Genomic DNA, 18919 nt, shown 5'->3' on the forward strand with positions numbered 1-18919 from the left:
CACGGGTCGGGCGGTCAAGAGAAGGGCGTGAAGGGGCCCACACCCTGCTTCAGCGGCCGATGACGGGATATCCGGTAGCTCATGAGACCTGAGACCCCTGACACGCTGGACCGGGCGATGGCGCGCAGCGGTGGTCTCGACACGCTGCTGCGCGATCTGGCCGACCGTGCCGTGCACGAGGTGCCCGGCGCGGTGGCGTGCAGCATCACCGTGCGCCGCGCCGACCGGCTGCTCACCCTGGCGGGCAGCGGCGGCATGCCCGGCGGGCTGGACCAGAGGCAGTACGAGAACGGCTCGGGCCCGTGCGTGGACGCGGCCGGCACCGAGGAGGAACAGTACGCGCCGGACCTGGCGCGGGAGACGCGCTGGCCGGCGTACCGGACGTACGCGCTCTCCGTCGGTGTCCGCAGTGTGCTGGCGCTGCCGCTGGACGTCGAGGGGGAGACGGGCGCGGCCCTCAACCTCTACGCCGCCGAGCCGGGCGCGTTGGAGTCCGGCCACGAGCAGGCCCGGCGCTTCGCGGAGCGGGCCGCGGACACGGTGAACGTGGCCCTGCACATCGAGCGGGAGCAGCAGTCCGCCGCCGACGTGCGCGTCGCCCTGCTCTCCCGCAGCGTCATCGACCAGGCGATCGGCATCCTGATGGCCCGTGAGCGGGTCGACGCCCAGAGGGCCCTGGAGCGGCTGCGCCGCGCATCCCAGGACCGCAACGTCAAGCTCCGCGATCTGTGCACCGACCTGGTGACCCGGGTCGGCGGCAGCCCGCCGCGCTCAGCCGAGCGGTAGCGACTCGCCCTGTACGGCCTGGATGTCCAGCTCCACCTTCAGCGTCGTGCCGATGGCCGCGATGCCTGCCTGCAGGACCTGGTTGTAGTTCATCGCGAAGTCCTCGCGGTGCAGCTGAGCCGTCGCCCGGAAGGCCGCGCGGGTGCCGCCCCAGGGGTCGGCGCCGGTGCCGAGGTAGGCCAGGTCGAGGTCGACGGGGCGGACGATCCCGTGCATCGCCAGCTCGCCGTGCACGGTCCAGCGGTCGGATCCGGTGGCCGTCAGGCCCGTCGAGTGATACGTGATCTCGGGGTGCCGCTCGACGTCCAGGAAGTCGGCGGAGCGCAGATGGGTGTCGCGCGTGCCGTTGCCGGTGTCGACGGAGGCGGCCCTGATGACCGCCTGGACACGGGACTTGGTGACGTCGTCGGGGGCGATCTCGATCGTGCCGGAGAAGTCGGTGAACCGGCCGTGCACACTGGAGATGCCCAGGTGCTGGGCGACGGCGGCCACCGAGGAGTGCGCCGGGTCGATGGTCCACGGTCCGGGCGGGGGCAGTTCGGTGCCGCCCTGCCGGGCCAGTGTCACCGTCCCGACCTCGGCCCGCCCGCTGGCGGTGACGAGGGCGCTCGCGGCGGCGGGCGCGTACCCGACGGCCGTGACGATCACCGTGTACGCTCCCGGCGCCAGCTCGGTGGTGTCCCGTACCGCGCCCTCGGCGTCCGCCTCGGCGCGCAGCACCTGCGTGCCCGTCATGTCGGTCACCGTGACGACCGCGTGCGACACGGCCCAACCGTCGCGGGTACGGATCCTCGCGGTCAGTCCCATCCCAGTAACTCCCTGAAAAGCCTTGAAAAGCGCTATAAATCGCGCACATGGAAGCCGGCCCGGGGCAGCGGGGGCTGCCCCGGGCCGGCCGTGGACTACTCGCCGGGGTGGGCGAGTTCGATGTCGTGGTCGTCGACTCCGCTGCCGGACAGCGTCAGGGCCGTGGCGGCCGGCGGGTAGCCCGTCGCGATGACGGTGTACTCGCCGCTGTCCAGGTCGGCGAAGGCGTACGCCCCGTCCTCCCCGGTGGTGGCCGTGCCGACCACGTTGCCCGCCGCGTCCACCAGGGTCACGCGGGCGTCGGCCAGCGGGCCGTGCGGGGCCCGTACGACACCCTGGAGCTGGGCACCGGCGTCCAGGTCGACCTCGAGCCGGGTGACGCCGGTGGCGCCGATCTCTACGGGCAGGGCCCGCGGCCGGAACCCGGCGGCGTTGACCGCGACGGTCACCACGCCCGGCACCAGTTCGGTGAAGGAGAAGTCGCCCTGCTCACCGGTGTTGCCGGTGGCCAGCAGATCGCCGCGCACATCGGTGACGATCACCATGGCGTCCTTGACCGGCTGCGCGCTCCCGGCCGCCCGGACCACACCGCTCAGCCCGCTGGTGCCGCTGAGCAGGATGTCGTACGACACCGGCTCCTCGCCCACCACCACGGTGGACGCCTGCGGCTGGTAGCCGTCGGCGGAGGCGATCAGGACGTAGGAGCCCGCGCCCGGGGCGCTCAGCGTGTAGGAGCCGTCGGCCCGCGCGACCGAGCGGCCCAGCTGGCGGCCGGAGAGCGAGATCAGGGTGACGGCGGCCTGCGGGACCGGGGCGCTCTCGGCGCCGCGGACGAAGCCGTGCAGCGGGGTGCCGCCGGACGCGGACTGCTGGGGCGCGGCCACCGTGGCGACGGCGGCGAGGCGCTGGGTGCCCTCGGGACCGGCCTCGGTGGTGGAGCCGGCGTCGGCCCAGCTGGGCACCCGCTGCTCCGCGACGGGCTCGGAGACCTCGGCGGCGGGGGCCTGGGCCTCCGCGACGGCCGGGGCGGCGGCGGGGGCGACCGGCGCGGCCTCGGTCTCGGCGGCCTGCGCCAGCGCGCCCTTCGTCTTCAACGGGACCTCCTTGATGAACAGGGTGATCAGGAAGGCGACGGCCGCGAGGCCGCCGGCGATGAAGAAGACGTCGGCGATGCCGTGGCCGTAGGCGCTCTCCAGCAGCGTCCGGATGGGCGCCGGCAGCTTGTCCATGTCCGGGATGCTGTCGGTGGAGCCCGATCCGCCGGCCAGGGCGGCCTGGTACTTGGGGCTCAGGGCGGAGACGCCGTCCTGGACGTAGTGCGTGATCCGGTGCGACATCACCGCGCCGAGGGCGGAGACGCCGACCGCACCGCCGAGGGAGCGGAAGAAGGTGACCGTGGAGCTGGCCGAGCCGAGGTCGGACGGAGCCACCTGGTTCTGCGTGGCGAGCACCAGGTTCTGCATCATCATGCCGATGCCGAGACCCAGCAGCGCCATGAAGATGGCCATCTTCCAGTAGTCGGTGTCGTAGCGGATGCCGCCCAGCAGGCACAGGCCGGCCGTCACCAGGACGCCACCGCTGACCAGCCAGGCCTTCCAGCGGCCGGTGCGGGTGATGAACTGACCCGAGACGGTCGAGGAGACGAACAGACCGCCGATCATCGGGATGGTCATGACGCCGGACATCGTCGGGGACTTGTCGCGGGCGAGCTGGAAGTACTGGCTGAAGAACACCGTGCCGGTGAACATCGCGACACCGACGAACAGCGAGGCGAGCGACGCCAGCGTGATCGTGCTGTTCTTGAACAGGCGCAGCGGGATGATCGGCTCGCTCGCCTTGGACTCGACGAGCACGAACAGCGCGCCGAGCACGATCGAGCCGCCGACCATCGCGTACGTCTGCCACGACAGCCAGTCGTACTTGTCACCGGCGAAGGTGACCCAGACCAGCAGCAGGGAGACGGCGGCGGAGATGAAGAACGCCCCACCCCAGTCGACCTTCACGTCCCGCTTCACCACGGGCAGGTGCAGCGTCTTCTGCAGCACGATCAGCGCGATGACGGCGAAGGGCACGCCGACGTAGAAGCACCAGCGCCAGCCCAGCCACGAGGTGTCGGTGATGACACCGCCGAGCAGCGGGCCGCCCACGGTGGCGATGGCGAAGGTGGCGCCGAGGTAGCCGGAGTAACGGCCGCGCTCACGCGGGGAGATCATCGCCGCCATGACGATCTGGGCCAGGGCGGACAGACCGCCGACGCCGATGCCCTGCACGACACGGCAGGCGATCAGCATGCCCGGGTTCTGCGACAGGCCGGCGGCGGCCGAGCCCAGCACATAGATGACCAGGGCTATCTGGACGAGCGCCTTCTTGCTGTACAGGTCGGCGAGCTTGCCCCACAGGGGAGTGGCGGCGGTCATCGACAGCAGGGCGGCGGTGACGACCCAGGTGTAGGCGGACTGGCCGCCGCCGAGGTCGCTGATGATGTGCGGCAGGGCGTTGGTGACGATCGTGGACGACAGGATCGCCACGAACATGCCGAGCAGCAGCCCGGAGATCGCCTCCATGATCTGCCGGTGCGTCATCGGGGCGTCGGCGCCTGCGCCTCCGCCGTGCTTGGCGTGAGCCCGCACACCGGCTGGTGTGGTCGTTGCCATGGGCTTCCTTTTCCTACGTCTTATGCGGGTGTACGGGTGGTTGTCTCGAGTACGGGGGAGGTGGCCGGAGGTCTGTGGGGGGTCCGGCAGTCGCCGAAGCTCGCCCTGAGCCGGGTCATGAGCCCGATCAGCTGGCCCACCTCCTCGTCGGTCCAGTCGCTCAGCCGCTCGGCCAGCAGCTCGCTGCTGCGCCGGGACAGCTCGCAGACCTTGTCCTCGCCCGCCGGGGTGAGGCGCAGGATGCGCGAGCGCTTGTCCGCAGGGTCGGGTGCCCGCTCGATCCAGCCCCGCTCGGCGACGTGCGTCACGTGCCGGCTGGTGACCGACATGTCCACGGCCAGCAGCTCGGCGAGCTTGCTCATGCGCATGTCCCCATGCCGGCCGAGCAGCGTCAGCACGCCGGCGGAACCGGCCGGGCAGTCGGGCGGCAGGATCCGTCCCAGGTCCCGTTTCACGGCGCCGAAGGCGCTGAGCTGACGCGCCAGCTCTTCGAACTGCGTCTGCTGCGCCATCACACCTCCCGTATTCGTTGCTTGTGGCAACCATAGATCTGATTGGTTGCTGCAGGCAAACATGAGCGGGGCCGAGTGGACAAAAAGTTGGCAAAGGCAAGTATTGCGTCAGTAAACACGCAGGTGGGCATGGCTTCCGGGTGCATGGCCACCCAACCGGTCCCCAACCGGACCCCACCCGGCCCCCCACTTGGGCCGCCCCCCGCGATTCGCTAGTGTCTCGGGCCATGGCTAACACCCAGGGCCCCCAGGGCAACTACGACCCCGCAGGCAGCACCCAGATGTTCCGCGCGTTCGTCGACGAGGCCCCCCAGGGGCGGCAGCAGGCGGCCACCTCGTCCGGCCCCCGCGTCGGTCTGATCGTCGGCGTCGTCGCGGCGATCGTCGTCGTGGCGGCGGTGGCCTGGCTCGCGCTCATGTAGTCGCTCGCGGCTACTTCCACTTCACGTCCACGTCGCGCGTCTCGACGTGCATGCCGAGGGGCACCCTCCAGGCGTCGACGCACACCGTCCAGGTGTGCTCCTTGTGTGCCCCGGCACCGATCGGCGTCGGCAGGTCCTCGGCCGACCCGACGGTCGCCCAGTCGGTGCCGAGCGCGTCGACGATGTGCGTCCCGAAGTTCACCGTGCCCGAACGCACGGCCGTGCCGCCCGAGTTGCGGAAGTCCACGGTCACGTCCTCGCACCAGCGTCTGTCCGTGGGCGCACGGGCGGGTTCGCCCCAGGTGAGGGCGGCGGGGCCGGGGGCGGGCGTGGAGGAGGGCGGCTCCGGCGCCGAGGAGGACGGTCCGGATGCGGGAGCGGACGGCTTCGGGGCCGTACGCCCACGGGACTCGGGGGTCGCGTCGGCGCCGGGTGAAGCGGGGCCGGGTCCCTGTCCGGACAGGGACCGCTCGTTGTGGCCACCCGGCGCGGCGTCGCTCGCCGAGGGAGCGCCGCTCCCCGAAGGACTGCCGCCGTTCCGGCCCGCGGTCCTGCCGCCACCTCTCGCGGTGCCGTCGAGCGGCACCAGTGTCACCGCGTCCGTGGGGCCCGTCGCCGTGGCCGACGTGCCCGGCGTGCCGCCCACCGGGCCGACCGCGGCGTAACCCTCGCCACCGCCGCTTCCGCACGCGGTCAGGACCGCACCGAGGCAGACGACGGCCGCCGACGCTGCCGTGACGACGGCGCACCGGCGGCCATGAGTCGGGCCTGGCGGTTCTGTCGATCCTGTAGGACCTGTCGCTCCCGTCGCTCGAAGCATCACGCCATACTGGCTGACGACCCGTCAGACGGGAAGGGTTGCGGTCGGTCCGCGCGGTCGGTCCGCGCGGTCGGCCCCCGCGATCAGTCCGAGATCAGACCGTCCCTCAGCTGTGCCAGGGTGCGGGTCAGCAGCCGGGAGACGTGCATCTGGGAGATGCCGACCTCCTCGCCGATCTGGGACTGGGTCATGTTGGCGAAGAAGCGCAGCATGATGATCCGCCGCTCCCGGGGCGGGAGCTTGGCCAGCAGCGGCTTCAGGGACTCCCGGTACTCCACGCCCTCCAGGGCGCTGTCCTCGTAACCGAGCCGGTCGGCCAGGGAGCCCTCGCCGCCGTCGTCCTCGGGGGCGGGGGAGTCCAGCGAGGAGGCCGTGTAGGCGTTGCCGACCGCCAGGCCGTCCACCACGTCTTCCTCGGACACGCCCAGGACGGCGGCGAGTTCGGTCACCGTCGGGGAGCGGTCCAGCTTCTGGGAGAGCTCGTCGCTGGCCTTGGTGAGGGCCAGCCGCAGCTCCTGGAGGCGGCGCGGGACGCGGACCGACCAGGAGGTGTCGCGGAAGAACCGCTTGATCTCACCCACGACCGTGGGCATCGCGAAGGTCGGGAACTCCACGCCCCGCTCGCAGTCGAAGCGGTCGATCGCCTTGATCAGGCCGATGGTGCCGACCTGGACGATGTCCTCCATCGGTTCGTTGCGGCTGCGGAAGCGGGCCGCCGCGTACCGAACGAGGGGGAGGTTGAGTTCGATCAGCGTGTCCCGGACGTAGGCGCGCTCGGGGCTGTTCTCGTCGAGCGCGGCGAGCCGCAGGAACAGGGAGCGGGACAGCGTGCGGGTGTCGATGTCCGCCGAGGCCGGCAGGGCCGGGGTGTCGGCGGCCGGGATGGCCGGGGCCTGCGCGGACTCGAGGGGCGTGACGTCGTCGATCACGTCGAGCACATCGAGTTCCTTGGGTGCTGCCTCGCTCATGGTGGGCGTGAGCACCTTCGAGCTGCCCTGTTCTGCGGACATGCCACCCCCTTTGGGTCGCGGGACGGTCGCGGCTGCGCTCGGACGAAGGAACGCAGCCCTCACCTGAATACCGGAGCCGAAGCCGCGGCAAACGCGCTTCCCGCAGAATGTCACATGTCGGCAACACGCTGTAGTGACATGTCGACACACAGGAAGCGAATCGGCCCTGGAAAAAAGGGGTCTGACGGTATTTCGAGGCACAACTGTCGGGAAGTTCCCCGGTGAGTGATTCGCTCGCGCCGGTTATGACTCGATCCTGCTTGCGAGTCTTATCCGTGATACCCCACGTGATCCCGTGCGCACTCCGGTGCGCCCCCTGCGCCCCTCGTGCCTCGGCTTATGCCTCGATCCGGTTGGCGGAACGCAGTCGCTGGAAGCTGCGTGCGAGGAGGCGGGACACGTGCATCTGGGAGACGCCGAGTTCCGCGCTGATCTGTGACTGGGTGAGATTGCTGTAGTAGCGCAGGAGCAGAATTCGCTGTTCTCTCTCGGGGAGCTGGACCAGTAGGTGGCGTACGAGATCGCGGTGTTCGACCCCGTCCAGAGCCGGGTCCTCGTAGCCGATGCGGTCGAGCAGTCCCGGCAGCCCGTCGCCCTCCTGCGCGGCCTCCAGCGAGGTCGCGTGGTAGGAGCGGCCGGCCTCGATGCAGGAGAGCACCTCCTCCTCGCTGATGCGCAGCCGCTCGGCGATCTCGGCGGTGGTGGGGGTGCGTCCCAGGGCCGTGGTCAGGTCCTCCGTGGCGCTGTTGACCTGAACCCACAGCTCGTGCAGCCGGCGCGGTACGTGGACGGTGCGGACGTTGTCCCGGAAGTATCGTTTGATCTCGCCGACGACCGTGGGCATCGCGAAGGTCGGGAACTGCACGCCCCGGTCGGGATCGAAGCGGTCGATGGCGTTGATCAGGCCGATGGTGCCGACCTGGACGACGTCCTCCATGGGCTCGTTGCGGGAGCGGAAGCGGGCGGCCGCGTACCGCACGAGGGGCAGGTTCGCCTCGATCAGCGCCCCGCGGACCCGGGTGTGCTCCGGGCTCCCCGGCGTCAGCTCCTTGAGCTGGGTGAAGAGCACCTGGGTGAGCGCGCGAGTGTCGGCGCCGCGGCGCTTCTCCGGAGCGGGTGCCTCCTCCTGGGGCGGCGCAGTACTGGCCGACACGGTCAACGCCACCTCTTCATCGGTCCTCCGTCAAAAGGCGGTCATAGCATCACAAGACATGTGCACTGTGTGCAAGCACCGCATAACCCCGTGTTGAGGACAAGTTGGGGCAAAAACCACCCGCAAGAAGCAGTGCGGCCAGAAGCGGCGCAGCCCCCCGCCGTACCGGCGGAGGGCTGAAGGGGCAGGGTCCCTGGGCTCAGAACTCGTAGTCGGCGATCACCCATGTGGCGAACTCCCGCCACAGGCCGACACCCGCCTGGTGATCCGGGTGCTCCACATAGCGGCGCAGCGCCTCCGCGTCGTCGAAGGCGGAGTTGATGGCGAAGTCGTAGGCGATGGGCCGGTCGCTGGTGTTCCAGCCCAGCTCCCAGTGGCGGATCTCGGCGATCCTGCCGTCCAGGGCGCGGAAGGCCGCCTCGCCCGCGACGACCCGCGGATCGTCGCGCCCGACGCCTTCGTGGAGCTTGAACAGGACCAGGTGGCGGATCATGGGCTCCAGCTCTTTCCCCAGTTAGTTCTTCGCCCCATCGGCGACCCAGGTCATGAAGTCGCCGATGGCCTTCGCTGCGTCCGATATGCCCTGGAAGCCTATCTGGACGTAGTCGGCGGCCTTTGCCGGGTCTGTGATGATCACGTACAGAGCGAAGACCACGAGCACGTACACGGTGATCTTCTTGGCGTTCACCGCCACCGCGGCCTCCCCTGTCGCTGACTGTGCCGAGCGCTGCTGACCGCGCTGAGCGCTGTTGATAATCGCACAAAGGGCCCCGTCCAACGGACGGGGCCCTTTCAAAGCGGTAGCGGAGGGATTTGAACCCTCGGTGACTTGCGCCACACTCGCTTTCGAGGCGAGCTCCTTCGGCCGCTCGGACACGCTACCGAGGGAGACCTTACAGCAAGGTGGGCCGTGCCCCGAAATCCTTTCCGGGCCCCCTGAATATCCGGGCTTCAGCGCTCCCGGAAAAAGTCGGTGAGGAGCCGGGCGCAGTCCTCGGCCAGTACGCCCTCGACGACCTCGGGGCGGTGATTGAGCCGCCGGTCGCGGACCAGGTCCCAGAGCGAACCGGCCGCGCCCGCCTTCTCGTCACGGGCGCCGTACACCACCCGGTCCACGCGGGCCTGCACGAGCGCGCCCGCGCACATGGTGCAGGGCTCCAGCGTGACCACGAGCGTGCAGCCGGCCAGCCGCCATTCCCCGAGTTTCGCCGCGGCCCGCCGCAGCGCCAGCACCTCGGCGTGGGCCGTCGGGTCGCCGGTGGCCTCGCGCTCGTTGTGCCCGGTCGCGAGCACCGTCGTACCGTCCCTGGACAGCACGACGGCGCCGACGGGAACGTCCCCGCCCCGGACGGCCGTTCGGGCTTCGTCCAGGGCGAGCCGCATGGCGGCCCGCCAGCGGTCGCGTACCGGGTCCGGTGTCCTGCCCCGGGGTGCCTCGTCCGGGTCCGGGGCGGTCAGCGGACGGTCTCCAGCACCTCCGAGGCGCCCAGGGCCTCGGCGATGGTGCCCAGCGCGTCGTCCGCGTCCAGGGCGCGCAGCTCCTTCTCGCCGATGCCCAGGTCGTCGAGGATCTCGCTGTCGCCCACCGGGCTGTGCGGCACCGAGTCGGCGGAGGAGCCGTCCTCGTCATCGTCGTCGGACTCGCCGTCCTCGGTGCCGTCGAGGTCCAGCGCGTCCAGGTCGGGGCCGTCGGAGCCGGGCTCCCGGCCGAGCAGCTCGTCGGTGAGCAGCAGCTCGCCGTACGCGCTGCGGGCGGCGGCGGCGGCATCCGAGACGTAGATGCGAGGGTCCTCCTCGCCGTCCACGCGGACGACGCCGAACCAGGCGTCCTCCTGCTCGATCAGCACGAGCACCGTGTCATCGTCGGGGTTGGCTTCCCTGGCCAGGTCGGCCAGATCCGACAGGGTTTCCACGTCGTCGAGCTCTGTGTCGCTCGCTTCCCACCCGTCTTCGGTGCGCGCGAGCAGTGCGGCGAAGTACACCGTGACTCTCCCACTGGTCATAGGCGTGCCGGTTGGGGGTCCCCCCGGCGGAGGCTGTTGGGCGGAGAGAGCTCTGGCTCCGAGCCCCACCCACTCGGAATCGTGGCAGAAACAAGGCGTTCAGGGGACGTCTTCCGCTCCCTGTGTCCGGCAGTTTTGATCGCATGGACGCATACGGGCATCCGCGCGTCCATGACTCAGTCACCAGCGCACTCGTTGCCGCCACGTGCGGATCGTACGCGGCTTTTCCCGTCGTCCACGCACGGCATTACCGGGAACACCCCAGGAAAGGCGGATCTTCCTACCAGCGGAACGTCCGCATGCGCATGGCGTGGCGGAGTCTGGCCACCTTGGCCCGGCGGGGCTGGACCCGGTCGCGCAGCTCCCGGGCCTCGGCGAGCTCGCGCAGGAACCGCGCCCGGCGGCGCCGGCGCTCGGCGTCCGTCTCCGGTTGCGCCGTGTGCGTGTCGTTCACGGAGGTGTCCTCGGGTATGTCGGATTGGTTCTCTGGCAGGTCAGACACAGTCACACCACCCCAGTCCGTCCCTCCACTTTCCCCCGGAGGGGTGGTTTGATGCCAGAGCGAGCGGTGGTGTGGCGCGGTTACTGTTATGGGCATGCGTCTCCACGTCGTCGACCACCCCCTGGTCGCCCACAAGCTCACCACCCTGCGCGACCGCCGCACCGACTCCCCGACCTTCCGCCGGCTGGCCGACGAACTGGTCACCCTGCTCGCCTACGAGGCCACGCGGGACGTGCGCACCGAAGCGGTCGACATCGAGACCCCGGTAGCCACGACCACCGGCGTCAAACTCGCCCGTCCGCGTCCGCTCGTCGTACCCATCCTGCGGGCCGGTCTCGGCATGCTGGACGGCATGATGCGGCTGCTGCCGACCGCCGAGGTGGGCTTCCTGGGCATGATCCGCAACGAGGAGACGCTCCAGGCGTCCACGTACGCCACCCGCATGCCGGAGGACCTCTCCGGCCGTCAGGTGTACGTCCTGGACCCGATGCTGGCCACCGGCGGCACGCTGGTCGCGGCGATCCAGGAGCTGATCAGGCGCGGCGCCGACGACGTGACGGCCGTGGTGCTGCTGGCCGCGCCGGAGGGCGTCGAGGTGATGGAGCGCGAGCTGGCGGGCACCCCGGTGACCGTCGTCACGGCGGCCGTCGACGAGCGCCTCAACGAGCACGGCTACATCGTCCCGGGCCTGGGAGACGCGGGCGACCGGCTGTACGGGGCGGCCGAGTAGGCCGTCAGCAGTCCTTCTTCTTCACGGTGGACGCCGGCGCGGGCGCGGACAGCTCGGCGACGGCCTTGTCGGCGTCCGCCCGCTTGCTGAGGTTCTTGAAGCCGTCGCCGATGATCAGATCGACGGCGTCGCCCTTGCGTGCGGCGTCGGTGTGCTGCTCGGTGCCGGTGAGCTGCGCGGCGACGACGGGCAGCGAGGTGTTCAGGGCCGACGCGGGGCCGAGGATCACGCCGGGGCCCTTCACCTTCTTGTCGTACTGCTTGGACGCGTTGCCCACGTCACCGATGCGGAACCCGCGCTTCTTCAACTCGTCCGCGGTCGCCTTGGCCAGGCCGGTGCGGGCCGTGGCGTTGTAGACGTTGACCGTGATCTTCCCGGGCGCGGGCAGCGGCTTCGTGTGCGCGGCGGGGCTCGCCTTGGTCGTGCAGTCTTTCTTGGCGCCGACCGTTTCGGACTTCCCGCCGCCGGTGAACACGTCGATGAGCTGCAGGGTGCCCCAGCCGGCGACCCCCAGTGCGGCGACGCCGGCCACGGCCATGAAGGCGAGCCTGCCGCGCCTGCGGGGAGGGCGCATCCGCGGGTACTTGCCCCCCGTGATCCGGTACTGGCCGCCCATGCCGGGGGGAGTCAGCATGCTCATGAGCGCAGCGTAGTGCGCCCGGGCGACGATTCCTACTAGATGATCATTCGACGCCGGTCAGCAGAACCCGAAAGGGGCAATTCGCGGTGCGTCGGCCGATTCAGTCGAGCTCGAGCACGCGCGCGTGCAGGACCTGACGCTGCTGGAGTGCGGCGCGGACCGCGCGGTGCAGGCCGTCCTCCAGGTACAGGTCGCCCTGCCACTTCACGACGTGCGCGAAGAGATCGCCGTAGAAGGTCGAGTCCTCGGCGAGAAGGGTTTCCAGGTCGAGCTGGCCCTTGGTCGTCACGAGCTGATCGAGGCGGACCGGGCGCGGCGCGACGTCCGCCCACTGCCGGGTGCTTTCCCGGCCGTGGTCGGGGTACGGCCGGCCGTTTCCGATGCGCTTGAAGATCACACGGAAAGCCTACCGGTCCCGACGTTCCGGGCGCAGCCCAGGCGACACAGCGCGGCGTTGGAAAAGACACCGTATACGGGTCATACCCGTCGTGGGCGGCTCGCGAATCGTTGTGCACAGGCTGTGGACCGAGGATCGGCTCGCGGGAGTGCGCGCGGCACGGCGGGCCCTCCCGGCGGCCCCGGCGCCCGCCTCCGCCGGTGGGTCAGCGGTCCGGGCCCTGGGCGTGCAGGTGTTCCTTGCGCCGTACGGGGCGACGGGCCGGTCTTCCGGGGCGGGGAGGGGCGCGGGGCGCAGCGGTACGGGAGTCCGGCACCTGCAGCGCCGGCATGGCAGGGACGCGTCCTCGCCGGCCGGGGACCGTTCGGCCTGGCCGTTCGGGGTGGCGCATGAGGGTGGTTGGTCGGAGTCGGCCGGTCCGGTGGATCCGCGCCCGGCGCCTGTCCCGGGACGCCTGGGGCCGGCGGTCGGCGAGGCCTTGCTGGGGGCCTCCGGGGCGGTGGCCGGGGCCCGCGTGGGCGGGGCCGGGGGGACGGTGACGTGGCGGCCCGGTCGTCCCGCCTACTTGCCGGAGGCCTTCGCCGCCGCCTTCATCTCCTGTTTGTGGGCGCGGACCTTGGCCAGTGACTCCGGGCCGGTGATGTCGGCGACGGAGCGGAAGGACTTCGGCTCGCCGTAGGCGCCGGCGGCCTCGCGCCAGCCCTCGGGCCGCACGCCGAGCTGTTTGCCCAGCAGGGCGAGGAAGATCTGGGCCTTCTGTTTGCCGAACCCGGGCAGGTCCTGGAGCCGCCGGAGCAGTTCCCGCCCGTCGCCGACGCCCTTCCAGACGAGCTCGGCGTCTCCGTCGTAGTGCTCGACGAGGTACTGGCACAGCTGCTGGATCCGCTTGGCCATCGACCCCGGGTAACGGTGCACGGCCGGTTTCTCCGACAGCAGCGCGGCGAAGGCCTCCGGGTCCCGGGCCGCGATGTCGTGCGCGTCGAGGTCGTCGGAGCCCATCCGCCGGGCGATGGTCGACGGCCCCTTGAACGCCCACTCCATCGGGACTTGCTGGTCCAGCAGCATGCCGGTCAGCGCGGCGAGCGGGGACCGCCCGAGGAGCTCGTCGGCCTCGGGGTCCTGGGCGAGGTGCAGGGTGACGTCCATGACCCCGATCATCCTCCGGTCCGGACACCCGCGCCCCTCCGTCCGTCGCGTACGATCACGCCAGGGCAGAGTAAGGCAAGGCTAACCTAAAGGTTGATCGAGGGGTGGCGGCACAAGGTGGACACCGGAACCTACCGAGACGCCTGGGGCATCCCGCACCTGCGCGCCGGCAGCGCACGCGAACTCGCCCGTGCCCAGGGCCGCGTGACCGCCGGCGACCGGGCCTGGCAGCTCGAGGTCGAGCGGCACCGGGCGCAGGGCACCTCGGCCTCCTTCCTCGGCGCGCCGGCCCTCTCCTGGGACGTCCTCGCCAGGCGGGCCCGCCTCGCCGACACGGCCGTACGCTGCTTCGCGGCCCTGGACGGACGCGACCCGGAGACGGCCGACTGGCTGAGGGCGTACACGGACGGCGTGAATGAAGGCCTGGCCCGGACCGGCGCCCCGGAGTTCGCCCGTACCGCCCTCACCCCCGGCCGCTGGGAGCCCTGGACCCCGATCGCCGTCTGGCTGTCCACCCACATCCTCTTCGCGGGCTTCCCGGCCAAGCTCTGGCGCGAGCAGGCCGTACGGCACCTGGGCGCCGGCGCCGTCGGCCTGTTCGCCACCGACGGCCCCGGCACCTCGGGCAGCAACGGATGGATGCTCGCCGGCGAGCGGACCACGACCGGCCACGCCCTCATCGCCGGCGACCCGCACCGCTTCATCGAGGACCCGGGCGTCTACCAGCAGATCCACCTCTCCTGCCCGGAGTTCGACGTCGTCGGCCTGGCCGTGCCCGGCGTCCCCGGCATCGCCCACTTCGGCCACACCGGCACGGTCGCCTGGGCCATCACCAACGCGATGGCCGACTACCAGGACCTCTACCGGGAACGGCTGCGCCGCACCGGCGCCGGGGTCGAGGCGCTCGGCCCCGACGGCGTCTGGCGCCGCGCCCACCGGCACACCGAGACCGTGGAGATCGCCGGGGAGGAGCCGGTCGAGGTGGAGGTGATCGAGACGGAGCGCGGGCCGGTGATCGCCGGGGGACCGGAGGGCCTCGACGGACCCGACCCCGCCCCCGGCGCGCCCGGCGTCCCCGGGACGCCCACCGCCCTCGCCCTCCGCCACCCGCCCCGGGTCACCGCGGACCTCGGCTTCAGCGCCCTGCTGCCCCTGTTGCGCGCCCGCCGGGTCGCCGACGTGGACCGTGCGCTGGACGCCTGGGCGGAGCCCGTGAACGTCGTGCTGGCCGCCGACACCGAGGGCGGTCTCCTGCACCGGGTCGCGGGCCGGGTGCCGGTCAGGGCGGAGGCCAACCGGATCCGGCCGGTGCCGGCCTGGGAGCCGGGCCACGAGTGGCGCGGACGGCACGAGACGCCCCGCGCCGGGCTCACCGACGGCATCGCGGTGATGGCCAACCAGCGCGGCCCCGCGGCCCCGCTCGGCGTGGAGTTCGCCCCGCCGCACCGCGCCGACCGCATCACCGCCCTGCTGCGGGAGAAGGACCGCTGGTCGCCCAGCGACATGCCCGCCCTCCACATGGACACCCACCTGGCCTCGGCGGGTCCGCTGCTGGACCACCTGGCGGCCCTGGAAGGGCTGTCCCCGGCTGCCGCCGAACTGCGCGACCGCCTCCTTTCCTGGGACCGCCGGATGGACGCGAGCAGCACCGGAGCGGCGGCCTACGCGGCCGTGCGCGGCGCGGTCGTACGCCGGATCGCCGCACACCCCGCGTTCGCCGCCCTCGCCGAACCGCCCGCCTACCCCGAGGTCCTCCTCCCCTGGCTCGCCCTGCTCCCGCGCGTCGGCTTCGCCCTGGAACACCTGCTGACCGCCGAGAACCTGTACGGCGTCGACCGCCCCGCCGCCGTCCGCGCGGCCGTCGAGGAGGTCGCCGCGGCCGGGCCGGCCGGCACCTGGGGCGACAGCCACCGCCTCGCCCCCTGGCGGGCGCTGCCGGAGACGTCGTACGACGAACCGGGGCTGTCCGGGGACCACGACTGCGTGCTGTGCACCTCCCCGGTGCCCGGCCTCACCGACCGAAGCGCCCGCGGCCCCGCCGCCCGGTACGTGTGGGACCTGGCCCGGCGGGAGGACAGCCGGTGGGTGGTCCCGTTCGGCGCGTCGGGCGTGCCCGGCACGCCCCACCACCGCGACCAGCTCCCGCTGTGGCTCGCCGGGGATCTCGTCCCCGTCGTCACCGACTTCGACCGGCTCGTGAAGGAGACCGATGTCTGACCCGTACGCCGCCCGCACGGCCGTCCACGAGCAGGTGATCGACGGCTTCGGCACCGTCCGCGTCCTGCCCCTCGACCCGCACGCCGACGCCGGGGTGGTCCACGACTGGGTGAGCGAGGAGCGGGCCGTCTTCTGGGGGATGACCGGCCTGACCCGGGACCAGGTCGCCGAGATCTACGCCCACATGGACTCGCTCGACACCCACCACGCCTTCCTGCTCCTCAAGGACGGCGCACCGGCCGGGCTGCTGCAGACGTACGAACCGGAGGCCGACCGGGTCGGCGAGACCTACGACGTCCGGCCCGGCGACATCGGCATCCACCTGCTGCTCGCCCCCGCGGGTCCCGGCGGCGCGCGCACCGGTTGGTCCTCCCACCTGCTGACCGCCGTCACCTCGTACGCCCTGCGGGGACCCGGCCGGCACCGCATCGTGGTCGACCCCGACGTGCGCAACGAGAAGGCGGTCGCCCGCTTCCTCCGGCAGGGCTTCGAGGCGGGCGGGACGGTCGTGCTGCCGGAGGTCGACCTCCCCGACGTGCACCTGCCCGAGAAGCGCGCGCAACTGGCCTTCCTGACCCGGGAGGTAGCCTGCCGGGATGACGGTGACACACGACGGGCCGGACAGGCCTGACGGCCCGGTCACGGCCGAGTTCCTGGTCGCCCACTACGGCCTGGAGCCGATCCCGCGCGAGGGCGGGCTCTTCCGGCAGACCTGGGCCGGTCCCGGGAGAGCCGACGGCCGCCCCGAGGGCACGGCGATCGTCGCCCTGCTCACCGCGGACGACTACTCGGCCCTGCACCGCCTGCCCACCGACGAGATCTGGCACTTCTACCTCGGCGACCCGCTCCACCTGCTGCTCCTCGCCCCCGACGGGACGTCCGCCCACCCCGTGCTGGGCCCGGACGTCCTCGCCGGACAGCAGCCGCAGCTCACCGTGCCCGCGGGCACCTGGATGGGCGCGCGGGTGGCGGCGGGCGGCGCCTGGACCTTCTTCGGCTGCACGATGGCACCCGGATTCACCTTCGAGGGCTACGAACACGGTGCCGCGGCGGACCTGACGGCGCGTTATCCGGCCGAGGCCGCCCGGATCGCGGAACTCTGCCGTCCATGAACCCTGCCGGGTGGTGAGCACGGCCGCCCTCCGCCGCGTACATACCGGGAAGTACGCGAGTCCGAAGACGGAGCGGTGACGTGGGCGAAGTACGAGGGCCAGACGCACGCAGCGGTGGCACGCAGGACGGAAGGCGGCGACTTCGAGGGCTGGTGCTGCTGGGCAGCATGCTGGTTCTGCTCCTCTTCGGCGGAGCCGGCCCCGCCTCGGCGCACGCCGCGGTCCGCAGCACCGACCCCGCCGACGGTTCCGTCCTCAAGTCCGCGCCCAGACAGGTCACCCTGACCTTCACCGAGTCCGTCGGACTGCTCGACGACTCCTTCCGGGTGTACGACCCCTCCAACCACCGGGTCTCCACTGGTGAGGCCCAGCACGTCCCGGGGCGCTCCGACACCGCCCGGATCACCCTGCCCGCGCGGCTCGGCACCGGTACCTTCACCGTCGCCTGGCGGGTGGTCTCGGCCGACAGCCACCCGGTCTCCGGCGCCTTCACCTTCTCCATCGGCAAGCCCTCCGCGACGACCGCGCCGCTGGACACGGGAGAGACCGAGGACCCGGCCACGGGCAGCCTCTGGAACATCGGGCGCTACGTGGCGTACATGGCGGCGGCGCTGCTGATCGGCACGCTGACGTTCGACGCGGTCTGCCGCCCGCCCGACCTCGCCCCGCTGCGGAAGGCGGTCGCGGGCGGCTGGTGGACGCTGGTCGCGGCCACCGTCGTGCTCTTCGTACTGCGCGCCCCGTACGAGGAGGGCGCCTCACCGGCGACCGCCTTCGACGTGTCCGCGCTGACCCGCACGGCGACCGGCCGCCCGGGCCTGCTCCTGCTGACCCGCCTCGCCCTGCTGCTCGTCACGGGCGCCCTCCTGCTGCTCCTGCGCCGCAGGACCACCCCGCCCGGCCGGCCCCTCCTCGCGGCCGGCGCCGTGCTCGCCGTCGGGCTCGCCCTGACCTGGGCGGCCGCCGAACACGCCTCGGCGGGCATCCAGGTACCGGTGGCCATCACCTCGTCGGTCCTGCACCTGCTGGCGATGGCGGTGTGGCTCGGCGGCCTGACCGCACTGCTCACCACCCTGCGCGGGGCGGCCGGGTCCGGGTCCGTCACCGTGCCGCCCGCCACGGTGACCCGCTTCTCCCGCCTCGCCTTCGCCTCGGTGATCGTCCTGGCCGTCACCGGGGTCTACCAGTCCTGGCGGGGTCTCGGCTCCTTGCGGGCGCTCGGCGACACCACGTACGGCCGCCTCCTGGTCGTCAAACTCGCCGCGGTGATGGTGCTGTTGCTGATGGCGAACTTCTCCCGTCAGTGGACGGCACGGCTGGCGGTGGTCGAGGTGAGCGAGAGCGTGCGGGAACGGGTGCCGGAGACGGTCGGGGGACCGTCCGCGCCGCCCCAGGGGGAGGCACAGGAGTCCGGCCGGGAGTCCACCCGGGAATCCACTGAGGAGCCCGACCAGGAGTCATCCCAGAAGTCCCCCCAGGTGTCCCCGCCCTCGCCGCTCGGCGTCCACCGGGCCCTGCGCCGCTCGGCCCTGGCCGAAGTGGCCGTCGCCGTCGTCGTGCTGGGGGTCACCACGGTCCTCACGGGCACGCTGCCCGCCCGGGCGGAGGCCGAGGCGGCGGCGGACGGTTCGGCATCGGCGAGCGGCCTGCCGACCGCGTCCGTCACGTTGATCCCCTTCGACCTCGGCAAGCCCGGCGCCCGCGGCAACGTCCAGGTCACCCTGGACTCCGGTCGGGTGGGCCGGCGCTCCGTCGAGGCCGTGGTCTACGGCCCCGACGGCGGCCTCTCCACCGTCCCCGAACTGCGCCTCTCCTTCACCCTCCCGGCCCAGAAGATCGGCCCGATCGACGCCAAGGTCACCAACCGGGGCGGCTACTGGGGCACCGACTCCCTCAACCTCCCCATCCCGGGCACCTGGACGATGAAGGCGACGGTGCGGGTGTCGGAGGTGGACCAGGTGAGCGCGTCGAGGACCGTACGGATCACGCGGTAGCCGACCCGCGGACG

The 18919-nt window shown here is 72.0% G+C and carries 21 protein-coding genes and 1 tRNA gene; 7 read left to right on the forward strand and 15 right to left on the reverse strand.

The annotated features are described in order from the left end of the window. The first annotated feature begins 81 nt into the window (after positions 1 to 81). A complete protein-coding gene (locus ACFYZQ_RS34930) occupies positions 82 to 786 on the forward strand; it encodes a GAF and ANTAR domain-containing protein (RefSeq protein WP_389156813.1) in 705 nt (234 codons plus the stop codon). Here the strand turns inward: ACFYZQ_RS34930 and ACFYZQ_RS34935 are convergent. The 3 genes from ACFYZQ_RS34935 to ACFYZQ_RS34945 all read right to left on the reverse strand — a co-directional run bounded on the left by ACFYZQ_RS34935 (position 772) and on the right by ACFYZQ_RS34945 (position 4759). Next, positions 772 to 1593 carry a YceI family protein gene (locus ACFYZQ_RS34935; protein WP_389156816.1) on the reverse strand — a complete coding sequence of 274 codons (822 nt, stop codon included), beginning with the start codon at positions 1591 to 1593 and terminating at the stop codon, positions 772 to 774. The two genes, ACFYZQ_RS34930 and ACFYZQ_RS34935, sit on opposite strands and share 15 nt — an antisense overlap. 95 nt (positions 1594 to 1688) lie before the next feature. Then, the gene (locus ACFYZQ_RS34940) at positions 1689 to 4247 is read right to left on the reverse strand and encodes an MFS transporter (protein ID WP_389156819.1); all 2559 of its coding nucleotides are present in this window, start codon (positions 4245 to 4247) and stop codon (positions 1689 to 1691) included. Positions 4248 to 4267: 20 nt separating this feature from the next. Beyond that, positions 4268 to 4759, reverse strand: coding sequence for a MarR family winged helix-turn-helix transcriptional regulator (locus tag ACFYZQ_RS34945; RefSeq protein ID WP_389156822.1), 492 nt, complete (start codon positions 4757 to 4759; stop codon positions 4268 to 4270). Between the two features lie 227 nt (positions 4760 to 4986). Here ACFYZQ_RS34945 and ACFYZQ_RS34950 point away from each other — a divergent pair, with 227 nt between their 5' ends. Then, positions 4987 to 5181, forward strand: a complete 195-nt coding sequence (locus tag ACFYZQ_RS34950; RefSeq protein WP_389156824.1) for a hypothetical protein — start codon at positions 4987 to 4989, stop codon at positions 5179 to 5181. Positions 5182 to 5191: 10 nt separating this feature from the next. On the opposite strand, the gene ACFYZQ_RS34955 is transcribed toward ACFYZQ_RS34950, so the two are convergent. The 9 genes from ACFYZQ_RS34955 to ACFYZQ_RS34995 form a co-directional block, all read right to left on the reverse strand. Continuing rightward, positions 5192 to 5827 (reverse strand): hypothetical protein, encoded by a 636-nt coding sequence (locus ACFYZQ_RS34955; protein ID WP_389156827.1) that lies wholly within the window; start codon positions 5825 to 5827, stop codon positions 5192 to 5194. 257 nt (positions 5828 to 6084) lie between these two features. Then, on the reverse strand, positions 6085 to 7011 hold the full coding sequence (locus tag ACFYZQ_RS34960) for an RNA polymerase sigma factor SigF (RefSeq protein ID WP_389156830.1): 927 nt from the start codon (positions 7009 to 7011) through the stop codon (positions 6085 to 6087). Between the two features lie 337 nt (positions 7012 to 7348). Next, positions 7349 to 8170 (reverse strand): RNA polymerase sigma factor SigF, encoded by an 822-nt coding sequence (locus ACFYZQ_RS34965; RefSeq protein WP_389157029.1) that lies wholly within the window; start codon positions 8168 to 8170, stop codon positions 7349 to 7351. Positions 8171 to 8363: 193 nt separating this feature from the next. Then, the gene (locus tag ACFYZQ_RS34970; RefSeq protein WP_389156833.1) at positions 8364 to 8657 is read right to left on the reverse strand and encodes a Dabb family protein; all 294 of its coding nucleotides are present in this window, start codon (positions 8655 to 8657) and stop codon (positions 8364 to 8366) included. A gap of 21 nt (positions 8658 to 8678) precedes the next feature. Beyond that, positions 8679 to 8858, reverse strand: a complete 180-nt coding sequence (locus tag ACFYZQ_RS34975; RefSeq protein ID WP_388802864.1) for a hypothetical protein — start codon at positions 8856 to 8858, stop codon at positions 8679 to 8681. A 104-nt stretch (positions 8859 to 8962) separates the two neighbouring features. Continuing rightward, positions 8963 to 9047, reverse strand: a tRNA-Ser gene (locus tag ACFYZQ_RS34980). 68 nt (positions 9048 to 9115) lie between these two features. Next, entirely contained in the window at positions 9116 to 9547 is a 432-nt protein-coding gene (gene tadA / locus ACFYZQ_RS34985; RefSeq protein WP_388802867.1) for a tRNA adenosine(34) deaminase TadA, read from the reverse strand. 71 nt (positions 9548 to 9618) lie between these two features. Continuing rightward, positions 9619 to 10146: a hypothetical protein gene (locus ACFYZQ_RS34990; protein ID WP_389157032.1), complete on the reverse strand. Its 528-nt coding sequence runs from the start codon at positions 10144 to 10146 to the stop codon at positions 9619 to 9621. A 301-nt stretch (positions 10147 to 10447) separates the two neighbouring features. Beyond that, positions 10448 to 10639: a hypothetical protein gene (locus tag ACFYZQ_RS34995; protein ID WP_389157034.1), complete on the reverse strand. Its 192-nt coding sequence runs from the start codon at positions 10637 to 10639 to the stop codon at positions 10448 to 10450. Positions 10640 to 10763: 124 nt separating this feature from the next. Here ACFYZQ_RS34995 and upp point away from each other — a divergent pair, with 124 nt between their 5' ends. Beyond that, positions 10764 to 11399 (forward strand): uracil phosphoribosyltransferase, encoded by a 636-nt coding sequence (gene upp / locus ACFYZQ_RS35000; RefSeq protein WP_388802873.1) that lies wholly within the window; start codon positions 10764 to 10766, stop codon positions 11397 to 11399. A gap of 4 nt (positions 11400 to 11403) precedes the next feature. Here upp and ACFYZQ_RS35005 read toward each other — a convergent pair whose 3' ends face one another. The 3 genes from ACFYZQ_RS35005 to ACFYZQ_RS35015 form a co-directional block, all read right to left on the reverse strand. Further along, a complete protein-coding gene (locus ACFYZQ_RS35005; protein WP_389156836.1) occupies positions 11404 to 12039 on the reverse strand; it encodes a LytR C-terminal domain-containing protein in 636 nt (211 codons plus the stop codon). A gap of 100 nt (positions 12040 to 12139) precedes the next feature. Next, positions 12140 to 12436 carry a type II toxin-antitoxin system VapB family antitoxin gene (locus ACFYZQ_RS35010; RefSeq protein ID WP_003999914.1) on the reverse strand — a complete coding sequence of 99 codons (297 nt, stop codon included), beginning with the start codon at positions 12434 to 12436 and terminating at the stop codon, positions 12140 to 12142. A 561-nt stretch (positions 12437 to 12997) separates the two neighbouring features. Then, on the reverse strand, positions 12998 to 13582 hold the full coding sequence (locus ACFYZQ_RS35015; protein WP_389156839.1) for an HhH-GPD-type base excision DNA repair protein: 585 nt from the start codon (positions 13580 to 13582) through the stop codon (positions 12998 to 13000). Positions 13583 to 13699: 117 nt separating this feature from the next. On the opposite strand from ACFYZQ_RS35015, the gene ACFYZQ_RS35020 reads away from it, so the two are divergent. The 4 genes from ACFYZQ_RS35020 to ACFYZQ_RS35035 all read left to right on the forward strand — a co-directional run bounded on the left by ACFYZQ_RS35020 (position 13700) and on the right by ACFYZQ_RS35035 (position 18905). Beyond that, positions 13700 to 15799 carry a penicillin acylase family protein gene (locus ACFYZQ_RS35020; RefSeq protein WP_389156842.1) on the forward strand — a complete coding sequence of 700 codons (2100 nt, stop codon included), beginning with the start codon at positions 13700 to 13702 and terminating at the stop codon, positions 15797 to 15799. Then, positions 15792 to 16430 (forward strand): GNAT family N-acetyltransferase, encoded by a 639-nt coding sequence (locus tag ACFYZQ_RS35025; RefSeq protein WP_389156844.1) that lies wholly within the window; start codon positions 15792 to 15794, stop codon positions 16428 to 16430. Before ACFYZQ_RS35020 ends, ACFYZQ_RS35025 begins: the two co-directional genes overlap by 8 nt. Continuing rightward, complete coding sequence (locus ACFYZQ_RS35030) at positions 16396 to 16911, forward strand: cupin domain-containing protein (protein WP_389156847.1); 516 nt, start codon at positions 16396 to 16398, stop codon at positions 16909 to 16911. Before ACFYZQ_RS35025 ends, ACFYZQ_RS35030 begins: the two co-directional genes overlap by 35 nt. 152 nt (positions 16912 to 17063) lie before the next feature. Further along, the gene (locus tag ACFYZQ_RS35035; RefSeq protein ID WP_389157036.1) at positions 17064 to 18905 is read left to right on the forward strand and encodes a copper resistance CopC/CopD family protein; all 1842 of its coding nucleotides are present in this window, start codon (positions 17064 to 17066) and stop codon (positions 18903 to 18905) included. Positions 18906 to 18919: the final 14 nt, after the last annotated feature.

The sequence above is a fragment of the Streptomyces sp. NPDC001843 genome (assembly GCF_042891955.1).
In the GTDB taxonomy this organism is placed as follows: Bacteria; Actinomycetota; Actinomycetes; order Streptomycetales; family Streptomycetaceae; genus Streptomyces.

Coding starts and splice junctions, on each gene's coding strand:
- ACFYZQ_RS34930 (WP_389156813.1), top strand. CDS start 82: ATGAGACCTGAGACCCCTGACACGCTGGACCGGGCGATGGCGCGCAGC.
- ACFYZQ_RS34935 (WP_389156816.1), bottom strand. CDS start 1,593: ATGGGACTGACCGCGAGGATCCGTACCCGCGACGGTTGGGCCGTGTCG.
- ACFYZQ_RS34940 (WP_389156819.1), bottom strand. CDS start 4,247: ATGGCAACGACCACACCAGCCGGTGTGCGGGCTCACGCCAAGCACGGC.
- ACFYZQ_RS34945 (WP_389156822.1), bottom strand. CDS start 4,759: ATGGCGCAGCAGACGCAGTTCGAAGAGCTGGCGCGTCAGCTCAGCGCC.
- ACFYZQ_RS34950 (WP_389156824.1), top strand. CDS start 4,987: ATGGCTAACACCCAGGGCCCCCAGGGCAACTACGACCCCGCAGGCAGC.
- ACFYZQ_RS34960 (WP_389156830.1), bottom strand. CDS start 7,011: ATGTCCGCAGAACAGGGCAGCTCGAAGGTGCTCACGCCCACCATGAGC.
- ACFYZQ_RS34970 (WP_389156833.1), bottom strand. CDS start 8,657: ATGATCCGCCACCTGGTCCTGTTCAAGCTCCACGAAGGCGTCGGGCGC.
- tadA (WP_388802867.1), bottom strand. CDS start 9,547: ATGCGGCTCGCCCTGGACGAAGCCCGAACGGCCGTCCGGGGCGGGGAC.
- upp (WP_388802873.1), top strand. CDS start 10,764: ATGCGTCTCCACGTCGTCGACCACCCCCTGGTCGCCCACAAGCTCACC.
- ACFYZQ_RS35005 (WP_389156836.1), bottom strand. CDS start 12,039: ATGAGCATGCTGACTCCCCCCGGCATGGGCGGCCAGTACCGGATCACG.
- ACFYZQ_RS35015 (WP_389156839.1), bottom strand. CDS start 13,582: ATGGACGTCACCCTGCACCTCGCCCAGGACCCCGAGGCCGACGAGCTC.
- ACFYZQ_RS35025 (WP_389156844.1), top strand. CDS start 15,792: ATGTCTGACCCGTACGCCGCCCGCACGGCCGTCCACGAGCAGGTGATC.
- ACFYZQ_RS35030 (WP_389156847.1), top strand. CDS start 16,396: ATGACGGTGACACACGACGGGCCGGACAGGCCTGACGGCCCGGTCACG.